This window comes from Mycobacterium sp. DL440 (assembly GCF_011745145.1).
Classification (GTDB): Bacteria; Actinomycetota; Actinomycetes; order Mycobacteriales; family Mycobacteriaceae; genus Mycobacterium.
Genome location: NZ_CP050191.1, coordinates 2343676 through 2356133, shown reverse-complemented (window position 1 = coordinate 2356133; position 12458 = coordinate 2343676). Strand labels below are relative to the sequence as shown.

Below are 12458 nucleotides of genomic sequence, written 5' to 3'. Positions count from 1 at the left end.
TCGGTTAGTGCGCGGCCTGCTCGTAGACGGCGCGCTGATCGGGGCAGTAGTAGTTGATGGCGGTGCCGGTGAACTGCCAGGCCTGGGCGTCGGTGCTGTCCTTGGCCAGTTGTTTCTTGACGAAACCGACCGAGTCCTGGGCGGTGTGGTCGACGCCGTTGTGCAGCCGCTTGCACATGAGCTTGCCGATCCAGGCGTTGTAGTCACGCTGCCCGTAGATGCCGAAGGTGTGCAGCTCATTGGCGAAATCAGTATCAATCTCGGCATGTGCGGGAGCGGCGAAGGCAATTGCCGCCGCGGCACCGATCACTGCCAGCCCTGCAAGCTTCATGCGGTGAATCTTAGCCCATCTAAGCCTGTTTCGGGTGTGCGGTTCGCTCAGCCGATCGCCGACAGTAGCGGGACATACTGCTCGGCGCGCGTCAGCGAACCGTGATGGCCGATCAATGCCGACTCCAGAGGTTCTGCATGGCGTCTCAGCAACGCGGCTGAGCCGCGCGCGGCGGCGACGACATCGCCGATTCGGGACCGAATGTCATCACGTACCCGAGGCCCGAACCAACCCGCCGCGACGGCCTCGTCCCGAGACATCACCCACGCTGAATCTGCCAGGGTGGTGCGCCACGCGGCGAGAACGTCGTCGGCCGCACCGGCAGCGGTGTACACGTGCCGAGCGCGGGCTTCACCACCGATGGCAACCACCCCGTCGCGAAGCGGGTCGCACTCGTCGATGTCCACCGCGGCCGCCGGGTCGACTGTGATCATGCCGTGGTCGGCCACCACAGTCAGTAGGCATTCCGACGGCAAGGCCTCCAGCACCGACTCCACCAGGCGGTCGACTTGGCGCAACTGCATCCGCCAGGCCGGCGACCCGGGCCCGTGCAGGTGGCCCGTCAAGTCGAGGTCGGCGTGGTATCCGTAGCAGAAGCCGCTGCCTGCGACGGCCCCGATGACCTCGGCAGCGAGATCGCCGAGGGCATGCACGCCGACGTAACGTCCGCCGCGCAGCAGCGCCCGGGTAAGTCCGGAACCGGAGTACTCGGCGCCCGATACGACCGAGACCTCGAACCCGGCCTCGGCGGCCCGTTCGAACGTGGTGGGCAGCGGCTGGATCCGCTCGGGCACCACGCGGTCTCGAAGATCGGGTCCCCACGGATGGGGGCGCCACCGCAGCGCGTTGATCACATCGAATTCCGGCCCGGCTTCGGGAACCCGGAACGAGTAGCCGACAAAGCCGTGCTCACCCGAGCGGTATCCGGTGCCGATCGCCGCGAGTCCCGCTGCCGTGGTGGACGGGAACCCGACGTGCAGTGTCTGGTGGGGCGCCTTGTCCGACATCGCGGTAAGGACCGGTGCATCGGCGGCATGGGCGGCCAGTAGTTCGGCGCCGAGTCCGTCGATCAGCAGCACGCACGCTCCGCGGATCGGGCCGGCCCAGGGGATCCGCGCATCGAATCCGGGCGCCCCCATCGCGGCAAGCACCGACGGGACCACATCGGCCAGGTGGGGTGCATCGGGATCGGGACGCGCAGGCTCCACACCGCGAGCGTGCCACAGATCACGTCGGCGGGTTTTGCCGGCGCAGACCTCGGCCCAAGGGCGCCCGACCACTCCGCTGTACCCGGTACGCTGGGTTTTCATGAAGCCGATGAAAGCCGTGATCCTCGCCGCCGCCCTGGTGGTGTCCGCAGGTGGGGCGTTCAGTGGCATCGCCAGCGCCGACCCGGACGCGCCGGCCCCCGGCCCCGCGCCGGGTCCAGCGCCGGGTCCAGCGGCGGGTCCCGTCCCCGCGCCCGGTCCGCCCCCCGGTCCCGCCGACGCGCCTCCGGCGGCCCCCGCGGGCGTGAAGACAATCGACCACGACGGCCTCTTCATGGTCGGTACCGATATTCAGCCGGGCAATTACGCCTCGGCCGGACCGGTCGAGGGTGGCACCTGCTACTGGAAGCGCATGGCCGATCTACACGGCGGCGACATCATCGACAATGCGTTCAGCAAGAAACCGCAGGTCATCACGATCGAAGCGACGGACAAGGCGTTCAAGACAAGCGGTTGCCAGCCGTGGCAGCCAACCGACGCCGTCCCCGACACCCCGGCCAGCGGCGCCATCCCGGCGCTGGTCGGCGGGGCCAAGCTGCGCTCGTGGATGGACACCCTGAACAACAACGCCCGCAATTACGACGGGTCGTCGGTGCCGAATCCCTGACGGCTTGCCCTGGGATCAGCCGGGCGGGAGCAACGGCGGCCGGCAGACATTACCCACCGGGTCCCACCACCAGCCGTTGTCGCATCCCAGCGGCACGACCGGCGGGCGGCACACATTCGCCACCGGATCCCACCATTCTCCGGCCCCACAGTCGGCCCAGCTGACTGCCGGTGTGGCGACGGTAACGACTGCCATCAGACCGAACGGAGCCAGTATCGCGCCGATGCCCGCGGCGCAGCGGCCGATGATGCTGGTCATCTCGCACCTCCCCAAGAGATCACGTAACCCGAGCCTATCGGCCCGCTGAGCGGACTGCCAGGAATCGGACACGCCGCGTCGTCGCTGACCACGACGTTCCGGCGAGGGCGTCGACGTCGGCAAATGCTTTGCTGCACAAGATCACCCGAGCCGGTGTTCGCGAATACCGACGTGCCGCCCAGGGGCCGCGCACCGCGCGGGGAGCAGGCCCTGCAGCGGCACGCTGCTAGTCTGCGAGAGCTGCCGGTTGCGCGAATCGCGGGCCGATCCGCCCGGCCAGCCGCGGCGGAAACGTGACGGATCAGCTTGGTGGATACGGAAAAGGGTGTTGTGCGCGGCGCAGAGATCAAGGCCCTGACGGGTCTGCGCATCGTTGCAGCGGTGTGGGTGGTTCTCTTCCACTTTCGGCCCCTGCTCTACCAGGTGGCACCTGACGTCACCGAAGCGCTCGCCCCCGTGCTCGACCGCGGCGCACAGGGCGTCGATCTGTTCTTCATTCTCAGCGGATTCGTCCTGACCTGGAACTACATCGACCGGATGGGACCGACCTGGTCCACCCGGGCCACGTTGCACTTCTTGTGGCTGCGGTTGTCCCGGGTGTGGCCGGTGTACCTCGTCACGCTGCACCTGGCCGCACTGTGGCTGATCTTCACCCTCAATGTCGGGCATATCCCACCTGAGGACACGAGCGGCTACAACGCCGTCAGCTATGTGCGGCAGCTTTTCCTGGTCCAACTGTGGTTCCAGCCCTACTTCGACGGCTCGAGCTGGGATGGGCCGGCGTGGTCGATCAGCGCCGAGTGGCTGGCCTACCTGCTGTTCGGAGCGCTGATCCTGGTGATCTTCCGGATCGCCCGCGCCACCCGGGCGCGCAGTCTGGTCTTGCTGGCCATCGCCGCCGCAGTGCCACCGGTCGTGCTGTTGATGGCCACCGGACACTTCTATACGCCGTGGAGCTGGCTGCCCCGGATCGTCATGCAGTTCACCGCCGGTGCGCTGGCATGCGCCGCGGTGCGCAAGCTGCATCTGACGGATCGGACCCAGAAGAGTGCGGGCTACCTCTCGATCTTGTTGGGTGCCGCCATCGTCGGCGGACTGTACTTCTTCGACAAGCACCCGTTGAACACGGTCGGCGATGCCGGCGGCATGGTCGACATCCTCTTCGTTCCGCAGGTTGTCGCCCTGGCGATCGGCGTCGGCAGCCTTCCGGCATTGCTGTCCACCCGGCTTCTGGTCTACGGCGGCCAGATCTCATTCGGCCTGTACATGGTGCACGAGCTGGTCCATACCGCCTGGATCTGGACCACCCGGCAATTCGAGTTGACCCTGACACCCACGCTCTCGGGTAAGGCGACGCTTCTCGGCCTGTTCGCGATTGCAGTGGTGGGCGCCATCGCGCTGTATCACTTCGTGGAGGAGCCGGCCAGACGCTGGATGCGCAGAATGGTCGACATCCGGCCGGTCGACCAGACGAACAAGAAACTGCACCGGATCGACACCGAGCCCGCAGACCGGTCCGACGAGGTTTCAGCCCGCGCGGGCTGACCGTTGTAACCATCCAAAGCCGCTGCGCGACAGGTTGTTATGCCCTTGTTATCGCGGTGTCACCGGCCGCCTATCTACGGCCTAGGTTCACACCTTAGGCTGTCTCGGTATCGCGGTCCGGGACGTATGGGGTCCCGCCGGCAGTGGAGGTTGCAGTGAGTCGTCTGGCCACTTTCATCGTCTCGCTCGCCCTCCTGGTGGGGTTGTTCGCGCAGGCCCCTCAGCGGCGCTATGTCAACTCGGGCCTGGATCCCCAGATCAACCACATCGCGGTGATCGGGGACTCCTACACCACGGGCATGCTCGCCGAGGGCGGTATGGGGCCGAGGAACTGGGCGTCGCTGGCCTGGCAGAAACTGGCGCAACGCGGGGTGCAGGTGGACGCGGATGTGGTGGCCGAGGGCGGCGCCGGCTATGAGGCGCGTGGCAACCACGGCAGCATCTTCGCCGACCTGACTCCCAGGGCAGTGCAGCCTGACGACGCGTTGATCGTCTTCTTCGGGTCGCGCAACGACAAGGACGCTGACCTGGGTGCGGTCGCCCGGTTGACCCACGATGCCCTGACGATGGCACGGCAAGCCGCCCCCACCGCGCGGATGCTGGTGATCGGGCCGCCGTGGGTGAACGCCGATGTTCCGCCGAATCTGTTCGGTGTTCGTGACATTCTGCGGGATCAGGCACGGCAGGTCGGGGCGACGTTCGTCGATCCGATCGCCGAGCGCTGGTTCTTCGACAACCCGGAGTTGATCGGGGTCGACGGCATCCATCCGACCGACGCCGGCCACGCCTACATGGCGGACAAGATCGCACCGCTGATCGGCAAGGAGCTTCCGCGCTGGGTCTGAGTCCGGGTTCAGCCGCCGGACGTGGTGCGAAACCGGCCGCGGTAGGCCTTCGGTGACACCCCGAGGTGGTTGACGAACACCCGTCGTAGGGTCTCGGCGCTGCCGAACCCGGCCAGGCGGGCCGTTTCTCCCACCTGGCGTCCCGCATCGAGGGCTGCTCGTGCGACGTCGATCCGCACCGTTTCGACGTAGCGCGCCGGGGTGCTGCCAAGCTCTGCCTGAAACAGCCGGGTGAGTTGTCGGGTACTCAATGAGGCCAGTGCCGCAAGGTGTTTCACGTTGTGGTCCGCAGTCGGGTCAGCCGCGATCGCGTCGGTGACCCGGCGCAATACCGACTCTGCCGGTGCGTCCGACTCGACCAGCGTGGAGAACTGCGACTGGCCGCCCGCGCGCTTGCGATACACGACCAGTGACCGCGCGACGTCGCGCACCAGGTCGGCTCCCCAATCCGACTCCACCAGCGCCAATGCCAGGTCGATGCCCGCCGACACTCCAGCTGAGGTGTAGACGTCTCCGTCCCGGACGAAGATGGCGTCGGGCTCGACCGAGATCGTGGGATACGCGCGTGCCAGCAGCCGTGCGTGCCGCCAGTGGGTGGTGACCCGGCGGCCGTCGAGCAGGCCGGCCTCGGCCAGGATGAAGGACCCGGTGCAGATCGATGCCAGCCGCCGGGTTCGAGTGGGTAGGTCTCGCAACGCCGCCACCAGTCTGGGATCGATCGGCCGGCCCACCAGATCGTCTCCGCCGGAGAACAGGCGGGCCCGCCAATCAGCTCGAGGCGGTCCGACGTTCGGCGAGCTCCCGCAGAGGGTCGGGCAGGGCGGCCGCCTGCAGGATCGAGGGCAGATGCTGTGGCTCCAGGGTCAGCGCACGGAACACGAATCCGATGGTGATGTCATGGTCAGGCCGGTCGGTCACCACGATCTCATCGCCCGAAGATACCGAGCCCGGTGCCACCAGACGCAGATACGCCCCTGGAATCGCTGCTCTGGTAAAGGTTTTGACCCACCCGTTGAGCTGCAACCAGTTGGCGAATGTCCGGCAGGGGATGCGCGGCCGGGACACTTCGAGCTCGAGCCCGTCGGACCCGACCCGCCACCGTTCACCGATGACGGCGTTGGTGACGTCGATGCCCGCGGTGGTCAGGTTCTCGCCGAATACGCCGTTGGCGATCTCACGGTCCAGTTCGCTCTGCCAGCCGTCGAGGTCTTCGCGTGCGTAGGCGTACACCGCCTGATCGTCGCCGCCGTGAAACTGTTGGTCACCGATCGTGTCGCCGACGAGGCCGCTACCGAGCCCGCCGTGCATCGGTCCCGGCGCGCGTACCGCGACGGCCCCGTCGACGGGACGCTTGTCGATGCCGGTGACGGCACGCCCCTCGGCCGCGTTCGGTCGTGGATGAGCCACGTTCACCGTCAGGACCTGCGCCATGGCGCCCAGCGTAATGGCTTAGAAAAGTGGTGTCGCAACGCCATCCGCGGCCGGCGGGGGCGGAACCGGCAGGCACAGCCCAGTCGCGGTGTCGAGTTGCCTGCCCGGTATGCAGAACGGTGAACAACCGTTGGTGACGCCGGTTTCCCCGGGCGCGCACGCCGAGCTCGAGGCCGGCGTAACGATCGTGGCGACCGCCATCGACCCGGCCGACAGCACCGCGGCCGAGACCACCGTGAATACCCCGCGCCACACTGCGCTCGTCATTGGCTGTCTCCTCATCGGCGGCACCTCTTTAGGGCCTACGGGCGCAGTCTAAGCCGCGGGTTGACTGCCCAGGACCGGTTCGGTCCGCTAGCGTCACGTGGTTGTGCAGACCCTGATCGACTTTGACCGCGCGCCGGTTTTCGCCATCCCGACCCTCGAGCCGGTCGGCGGGCTCACGATTCGCGAGGGAATGCTCATCGAGGGGCCGCAGGGCTGGGGGGAATTCAGCCCGCTGCCCTATGAGCGCGCACTGGGACGCTGGCTCACCGCGGCCACCGAGCCGGGCACCGTCGGCTGGCCCGATCCGGTGCGCGGGCGGGTACCCATCGCGGTCACCATTCCCGCCGTCGGCGCCGCCCGGGCGCACGAGATCGCCGCCGCATCGGGTTGTCGGACCGCGGCGATCGAGGTGGGTGTCGGGGGACTGGCCCAGGACGTCGAGCGCGTCCGGGCGGTGCGCGACGGGCTCGGCGCGGATGGCGTCCTCAGATGTGACGCGAAGGGGCGGTGGGATCCGGACACTGCGGTCGCCGCCATCGCTGCTCTCGATCGCGCGGCCGGCGGATTGGAGTTCATCGCGCAGCCGTGCTCCACCATCGACGAGCTGGCGCAGGTGAGGCTCCGGGTCGCGGTGCCCATCGCGGCCGCCGAGTCGATCCGCGAATCCGACGAACCGATGGGCCTGCGCCTCGGCGAGGCGGCCGACATCGCAGTGCTCGCGACCGGACCGTTGGGCGGGGCCCGGCGCGCGTTGCGCGTCGCCGAATCCTGCGGGTTGCCCTGTGTGGTCACTTCGACGCTGGAGACGACCATCGGACTTGGCGCGGGACTCGCGCTGGCGGGCGCGTTGCCCCAGTTGGCGTTCGCGTGCGAGTTGGGAACCAGGAGATTTCTCGCCGGCGACGTCGTCGCGGATTCGCGTTCCCTGGTCACAGTTGATGGCTACCTACCCGTCGCGCCCATGCCCCCGGCGCCGCAGCGCGACCGACTCGAGCGGTACGCCCTCACCGACCCGGCCCGGCTGACCTGGTGGCGCGAACGCCTGCAACATGCCATTTCTGCATCGTGAACTGCCCGGATGCAGTATCGGGTGAGGCAGCTCGGCACCGGGAGAAGCAACCTTCGCCGAACAGATTCAAGTAGCGCACTACGCATGTGCGCGACGGGGCGGCAACTCGAGAATCGACTTCGTCAGCTACCGCTGGCGGGAAGATCCAACGGAGGATGCCATGTCGTTGTTCGCCAAGCTGTCGGAACTCCGGGCCGTAAGGACCCAGGACTGCGGTGGGGCCGACGAGCTCAGCATCAGCAGAGCTGATGGATTTCAGTTCAAGGCTGTCTCGATGTGCCAGGGGGACGTGGTGGATCTGGACCGACTGCTGCCGTTCGACGGCCAGTTGGAGATCGTGCTGAGGGAGGTGGACGTCCGTACCGACGAGATGGAGGACGTCGGCTCGATATTCATCCGCTCCGACGAGTTGGGGCGGGGAGAGCTCACTCAGCAATTCAGCGGAGCGGGCGCACTGTACGACCTCACGTACAAGGTCATCTGAGGCGTCAGTCCTGTACAGCCTTGGCGATCGCCACACACCTGGTGAGCCAGTCTGCGTCGGGCTCGCGCGTTTCGGTCAGTTCCCACATCGCGTTGTGCACCATCCGTACGATGACCCAGGCTCGGGCCCGGTCGGCATCCAGACCGGCGGCGTCGACCAGAGCAGCCAACCGGCGCCGGACCCCGTCGCGAACGTAACCCGCCAGCTCATCCCATCGGTTCCACAGCATCGGCGCGATCTCGTAGTGCGGGTCGCCGTTCATCGGTTTGGGGTCGATCACCAGCCATGGCTCGCGGTCAGCGGCGAGGACGTTCTCGTAGTGCAGGTCGCCGTGGATCAGCGTGCCGGTGATGCCGGTGTCGGTGGCCAGGTCTGTGCCGAGGGTGATGGCCTGTTCCACGAGTCGACGCGGAACCGGGGCGTTGCGGGGGAGTCGCACCAGATCGGCCGTCCACCGTGAGGTGTACTCGGCCAGCGAACGTAGCCGGGGCAGCGACGGCACATGGATGGGGCCGTACAGTTCAGCGACTATCTCACACGCCTCAATATCCCAGAGCCCGTTGAGATTTCGTTGATGCAGCCGTTCCAGCAGCATCGTCCGCCGGTGCGGGTCGGCGCGCAGCAACCGGACCGCTCCCGCCCCCGCCCAACGGCGCAACGCGAGGTGTTCATGTTCGGACTCGTCATCGGGGAAAGCTGCCTTGAGGACCGCGGGCGCACCCTCTCCGGTGCGTACCGGCAGCACGATCGAGCAATAGCCGTGATCAGCAGGTCCGTCGGCGCTCAGATCCCATTCGTCGAACTGGTCCCGGATCATGCGCGGCAAGCCATCGACCCACGACTGCCACTGCGGTCCACGCGTGCTCATCTCGCGCACCGCTTCGGGCAGATCGATCATTGCGCCCATCGTTGCACCCCGGCCCGCCCGCGCGGCACCCACTTTTGACAGACTGTGCCCCATGGCACAGATAACTTTGCGCGGAAACCCCATCAACACTGTCGGCGATCTGCCGGCGGTCGGTAGCCCGGCCCCGAGCTTCTCGCTCGTCGGCACCGATCTCGGCGCCGTCACCAACGATCAGTTTCAGGGCAAGTCGGTGCTGCTGAACATCTTCCCGTCGGTCGACACCCCGGTGTGCGCCACGAGCGTCCGCACCTTCAATGAGCGTGCCGCGGCCGCCGGAGCCACGGTGCTGTGTGTGTCGAAGGATCTGCCGTTCGCGCAGAAGCGCTTCTGCGGCGCCGAGGGTGTCGAGAATGTCACCACGGCCTCGGCCTTCCGGGACAGCTTCGGTGAGGATTACGGAATCGCCCTGGCCGACGGCCCGATGGCCGGTCTACTGGGGCGCGCGGTCGTGGTGATCGGCGCCGACGGCAACGTGGCTTACTCCGAGCTGGTGCCCGAGATCGCCCAGGAGCCGGACTACGACGCCGCGCTGGCCGCGCTCTGATCGTCGTCACCGTCCCTCACCGGCGCGCGTCGCGCCGGTGAGGGACCGGCCGGCACTCAGATCGGCCACTCCTCGCGGCGATGGGCCGCGTCGAAGAACATCCATTCGTATTTCGCGGTGACCTCGAAATGGGCTCGTGCGGCGGTCTTGTCCGCCCCGCCCAGTGTCGGTCCCAGCCGATCGGTGAGATCGAGCACCTCGGCCACCGTCGCGGCGAACTCGTCGCCCCCGTAGCTGTCGATCCAACGCTGATAGCGTCGATCAGGCGAACCGCGTTCCAGCAACGCCGCTCCGACCCGGGCGTAGATCCAGTAGCAGGGCAGGACCGCCGCCAAGCCTTCGGCGAACGTGCCGCCGTATGCGGTGGCCAGCAGATAGCTCGTGTAGGCGCGTGTGGTCGGAGCGACCGGTGTCGCGTTCAGCGCCCCTATATCCAGCCCCAATTCTGGGAGCAGTTCGCTGTGCAGACCCAATTCGACCTCGAAGACCTCAGCAGCATGCCGGGAGAACATCGCGGTGTCGGCCGGGGTGGGGGCCTTGGCGGCGACGATGGCCAACGCGCGGGCGTAGTCGCGCAGATAGTGGACGTCCTGTGCCACGTAGTGGGCGAACGCCGCGTCGTCCAGGCTGCCGTCGGTCAGTCCGGTCAGGAACGGATGCGTGAGAATCGCGGTGAATGTCGGCTCGATCGGCTCCCAGAGCCGGGCCGACCAGGATTGCGGGTGCGTGTCGGGGTGCATGCGCCCATCGTGTCAGGTGACCCGCAAACGTGGTGCGCCCTCCCGGCGCACCCTGTACCGCAACGATTTTCGCGGCGGTGGGGTCAAATCGGACAGGCCCCGGGCGCTTTGCCGCAGCGGCCGGCATACACCCGGCGGCACGCTGCCGGTGACGGCGCCGCCGGAGCCGTCGCAGGTGCGGCAAACAGCGTGCGCGGTAACTGTTCGGTCACGGTCCTGTATCTGATCAGGCTTGCGCCCCAAACCAATTGGGCAAACAACGCGTTCAGGGGTACAAATGGTTGACCCGGCTGACAACGGCCAGCGGCCGGTGTCGCCTTCCGGTGGTCGAGAGAGTTGATGTTCGATGAGACGTTCCTTTGCCCTGCTGTTCGGTCTGGCATTCCTGGTGGCGGCTCCCGGACTGGCCGGCGCCGCACCGATCGAACGCCCCACCGGCAACCAGCGCTATGTAGACCTTGTGATCGCCCGCGCGATGTCACAGCGCGGAGTGCCCTTCAGCTACGGAGGCGGGGACATGAACGGGCCGACCCGTGGCATCGCCCGCAGCCTGCCCGCCCCGGGCCTGACTCCGACGCCGCCGCCGCTCGCGGGCGGCGGTCTCACTCCGGGACTGTCGACGCCCACCGTGACTGCTCCGGTCGCTCCGGTGCTGACCCCGGGCTTCGGCGTTGCGCCGGATCCCGCGGCGAATGTGGTCGGATTCGATGCCTCCGGGCTGATCGTCTATGCGTTCGGCGGAGCCGGGGTGAAGATGCCGCGGTCGTCCGGTGAGCAGTACAAGGTCGGCCAGAAGGTACTCCCGTCCCAGGCGCTGCCCGGTGACCTGATCTTCTACGGACCTGAGGGCATCCAGAGCGTGGCGCTGTACCTCGGCAACAACCAGATGATCCAGGGCACCGAGCCCGCCGTCGCGGTCACACCGGTGCGCGCCGAGGGCATGACACCCTATTTGGTCCGCATCATCGCCTGACCAGTATTTGTGCGTCTGAGGCGGCTCGATAGTCCGTAGGCTCTGAGCTGTCGACGACGAAGGGCGCACACAACCGATGGAACAGACTCCTGCGACTACGCGGACCGTTTTTCCCGACATCAGTTCGCGTGCTTGGGAACATCCGGCGGACCGCACGGCGCTGACCGCCTTGCGGCGGCTCAAGGGATTCGACCAGGTTCTCAAGGTGCTGTCCGGGATGCTGCGTGAACGTAAGCACCGGTTGCTGTATCTGTCGAGTTCGGCCCGGGTGGGTCCACGGCAGTTCGCCGACCTCGACGCGTTGCTCGACGAGTGCGTGCAGGTGCTCGACGCTCCGGTGCGCCCGGAGATGTTCATCATCCAGTCGCCGGAAGCGAACGCGTACTGCATCGGCATGGAGGACCCTTTCATCGTCGTCACTTCGGGGATGTATGAGCTGATGACGCATGACGAGATGCGCTTCGTCATCGGCCATGAGCTCGGCCACGCCCTCAGCGGTCATGCCGTGTACCGCACGATGCTCCATCATCTGCTGCGGCTGGCCTCGTCCTTCGGCTTCATCCCGATCGGCGGTTGGGCATTGCGCGCGATCGTCGCCGCCTTGCAGGAATGGCAACGCAAATCCGAACTTTCGGGCGACCGCGCGGGGCTGCTGTGCGGGCAGGACTTCGACATGGCGATCCGGGTCGAGCTGAAGTTGGCGGCGGGCCGGCACCTGGACAAACTCGACTCGCAGGCGTTCCTCGCGCAGGCACGCGACTATGACGCGACCGGGGACATGCGCGACGGGGTGCTCAAACTGCTCAACCTGGAGATGCAGACGCACCCCTTTTCGGTGCTTCGAGCGGCGGACCTGACCAAGTGGGTCGATACCGGCGGATACGGCGCGATCATGGCCGGCAACTATCCGCTGCGGTCCGACGATGCGACGGCGAGCTGGACCGACGACGTCAGCGCGGCGGCGCGTCATTACAGGGACGGGTTCGACCAGTCCAACGATCCGTTGATCCGGGGCATCCGGGACGGCTTGGGCGGTGTCGTCGACGGAGTAGGGCAGGCCGCGACGAGTGCGGCCGACTCGATGGGCCGCAAGATCTCCGAATGGCGCCGCAACGCCGGGCCGAGCGAGGAATAGCGCTCAGGTGGGTACTTGCCGTCGGATCAACGGTAAGCCCCTAGACTAGGCGCT

The 12458-nt window shown here is 67.2% G+C and carries 15 protein-coding genes and 1 pseudogene; 8 read left to right on the top strand and 8 right to left on the bottom strand.

Annotation, left to right across the window (positions count from 1 at the left end; translation table 11 throughout):
- Window positions 1-4 precede the first annotated feature (4 nt).
- Together HBE63_RS11435 and HBE63_RS11430 are read right to left on the bottom strand one after the other, a co-directional pair.
- Window positions 5-331 (bottom strand): DUF732 domain-containing protein, encoded by a 327-nt coding sequence (locus tag HBE63_RS11435; RefSeq protein ID WP_166904846.1) that lies wholly within the window; start codon window positions 329-331, stop codon window positions 5-7.
- Window positions 332-378: 47 nt separating this feature from the next.
- Complete coding sequence (locus HBE63_RS11430; protein WP_371814965.1) at window positions 379-1641, bottom strand: alkaline phosphatase family protein; 1263 nt, start codon at window positions 1639-1641, stop codon at window positions 379-381.
- Here HBE63_RS11430 and HBE63_RS11425 point away from each other — a divergent pair.
- Complete coding sequence (locus HBE63_RS11425; protein WP_166904845.1) at window positions 1640-2206, top strand: hypothetical protein; 567 nt, start codon at window positions 1640-1642, stop codon at window positions 2204-2206. The two genes, HBE63_RS11430 and HBE63_RS11425, sit on opposite strands and share 2 nt — an antisense overlap.
- A 15-nt stretch (window positions 2207-2221) precedes the next feature.
- On the opposite strand, the gene HBE63_RS11420 is transcribed toward HBE63_RS11425, so the two are convergent.
- A complete protein-coding gene (locus tag HBE63_RS11420) occupies window positions 2222-2464 on the bottom strand; it encodes a hypothetical protein (protein ID WP_166904844.1) in 243 nt (80 codons plus the stop codon).
- A 330-nt stretch (window positions 2465-2794) separates the two neighbouring features.
- On the opposite strand from HBE63_RS11420, the gene HBE63_RS11415 reads away from it, so the two are divergent.
- Together HBE63_RS11415 and HBE63_RS11410 are read left to right on the top strand one after the other, a co-directional pair.
- Window positions 2795-4009 (top strand): acyltransferase, encoded by a 1215-nt coding sequence (locus tag HBE63_RS11415; protein ID WP_166909671.1) that lies wholly within the window; start codon window positions 2795-2797, stop codon window positions 4007-4009.
- 155 nt (window positions 4010-4164) lie between these two features.
- Window positions 4165-4854: a GDSL lipase gene (locus HBE63_RS11410; RefSeq protein WP_166904843.1), complete on the top strand. Its 690-nt coding sequence runs from the start codon at window positions 4165-4167 to the stop codon at window positions 4852-4854.
- A gap of 8 nt (window positions 4855-4862) precedes the next feature.
- Here the strand turns inward: HBE63_RS11410 and HBE63_RS11405 are convergent.
- The 3 genes and pseudogenes from HBE63_RS11405 to HBE63_RS11395 form a co-directional block, all read right to left on the bottom strand.
- Window positions 4863-5609, bottom strand: a pseudogene (locus tag HBE63_RS11405) (GlxA family transcriptional regulator); the annotation flags it as partial.
- Window positions 5610-5622: 13 nt separating this feature from the next.
- Complete coding sequence (locus HBE63_RS11400) at window positions 5623-6285, bottom strand: MOSC domain-containing protein (RefSeq protein WP_166904842.1); 663 nt, start codon at window positions 6283-6285, stop codon at window positions 5623-5625.
- Between the two features lie 18 nt (window positions 6286-6303).
- Window positions 6304-6552, bottom strand: coding sequence for a hypothetical protein (locus HBE63_RS11395; RefSeq protein WP_166904841.1), 249 nt, complete (start codon window positions 6550-6552; stop codon window positions 6304-6306).
- Window positions 6553-6655: 103 nt separating this feature from the next.
- Here HBE63_RS11395 and HBE63_RS11390 point away from each other — a divergent pair, with 103 nt between their 5' ends.
- A complete protein-coding gene (locus tag HBE63_RS11390; protein ID WP_166904840.1) occupies window positions 6656-7621 on the top strand; it encodes an o-succinylbenzoate synthase in 966 nt (321 codons plus the stop codon).
- 160 nt (window positions 7622-7781) lie between these two features.
- Entirely contained in the window at window positions 7782-8105 is a 324-nt protein-coding gene (locus tag HBE63_RS11385; RefSeq protein WP_166904839.1) for a hypothetical protein, read from the top strand.
- Between the two features lie 4 nt (window positions 8106-8109).
- Here the strand turns inward: HBE63_RS11385 and HBE63_RS11380 are convergent, their stop codons facing one another.
- Complete coding sequence (locus tag HBE63_RS11380) at window positions 8110-9003, bottom strand: aminoglycoside phosphotransferase family protein (RefSeq protein WP_166909669.1); 894 nt, start codon at window positions 9001-9003, stop codon at window positions 8110-8112.
- Window positions 9004-9064: 61 nt separating this feature from the next.
- Here HBE63_RS11380 and tpx point away from each other — a divergent pair, with 61 nt between their 5' ends.
- A complete protein-coding gene (gene tpx / locus HBE63_RS11375) occupies window positions 9065-9556 on the top strand; it encodes a thiol peroxidase (protein ID WP_166904838.1) in 492 nt (163 codons plus the stop codon).
- Between the two features lie 56 nt (window positions 9557-9612).
- Here tpx and tenA read toward each other — a convergent pair whose 3' ends face one another.
- Window positions 9613-10296: a thiaminase II gene (gene tenA, locus HBE63_RS11370; RefSeq protein ID WP_166904837.1), complete on the bottom strand. Its 684-nt coding sequence runs from the start codon at window positions 10294-10296 to the stop codon at window positions 9613-9615.
- 346 nt (window positions 10297-10642) lie between these two features.
- On the opposite strand from tenA, the gene ripD reads away from it, so the two are divergent.
- Both ripD and HBE63_RS11360 read left to right on the top strand, forming a co-directional pair.
- On the top strand, window positions 10643-11269 hold the full coding sequence (ripD, locus tag HBE63_RS11365; protein ID WP_166904836.1) for an NlpC/P60 family peptidoglycan-binding protein RipD: 627 nt from the start codon (window positions 10643-10645) through the stop codon (window positions 11267-11269).
- 76 nt (window positions 11270-11345) lie between these two features.
- On the top strand, window positions 11346-12404 hold the full coding sequence (locus tag HBE63_RS11360; RefSeq protein WP_166904835.1) for a M48 family metallopeptidase: 1059 nt from the start codon (window positions 11346-11348) through the stop codon (window positions 12402-12404).
- Window positions 12405-12458 lie beyond the last annotated feature (54 nt).

Bases quoted from the DNA above. Each gene is read 5' to 3' on its own strand.
- HBE63_RS11435 (WP_166904846.1), bottom strand. From the start codon at position 331: ATGAAGCTTGCAGGGCTGGCAGTGATCGGTGCCGCGGCGGCAATTGCC.
- HBE63_RS11425 (WP_166904845.1), top strand. From the start codon at position 1,640: ATGAAGCCGATGAAAGCCGTGATCCTCGCCGCCGCCCTGGTGGTGTCC.
- HBE63_RS11430 (WP_371814965.1), bottom strand. From the start codon at position 1,641: ATGAAAACCCAGCGTACCGGGTACAGCGGAGTGGTCGGGCGCCCTTGG.
- HBE63_RS11420 (WP_166904844.1), bottom strand. From the start codon at position 2,464: ATGACCAGCATCATCGGCCGCTGCGCCGCGGGCATCGGCGCGATACTG.
- HBE63_RS11400 (WP_166904842.1), bottom strand. From the start codon at position 6,285: ATGGCGCAGGTCCTGACGGTGAACGTGGCTCATCCACGACCGAACGCG.
- HBE63_RS11395 (WP_166904841.1), bottom strand. From the start codon at position 6,552: ATGACGAGCGCAGTGTGGCGCGGGGTATTCACGGTGGTCTCGGCCGCG.
- HBE63_RS11385 (WP_166904839.1), top strand. From the start codon at position 7,782: ATGTCGTTGTTCGCCAAGCTGTCGGAACTCCGGGCCGTAAGGACCCAG.
- HBE63_RS11380 (WP_166909669.1), bottom strand. From the start codon at position 9,003: ATGATCGATCTGCCCGAAGCGGTGCGCGAGATGAGCACGCGTGGACCG.
- tpx (WP_166904838.1), top strand. From the start codon at position 9,065: ATGGCACAGATAACTTTGCGCGGAAACCCCATCAACACTGTCGGCGAT.
- tenA (WP_166904837.1), bottom strand. From the start codon at position 10,296: ATGCACCCCGACACGCACCCGCAATCCTGGTCGGCCCGGCTCTGGGAG.
- ripD (WP_166904836.1), top strand. From the start codon at position 10,643: ATGAGACGTTCCTTTGCCCTGCTGTTCGGTCTGGCATTCCTGGTGGCG.
- HBE63_RS11360 (WP_166904835.1), top strand. From the start codon at position 11,346: ATGGAACAGACTCCTGCGACTACGCGGACCGTTTTTCCCGACATCAGT.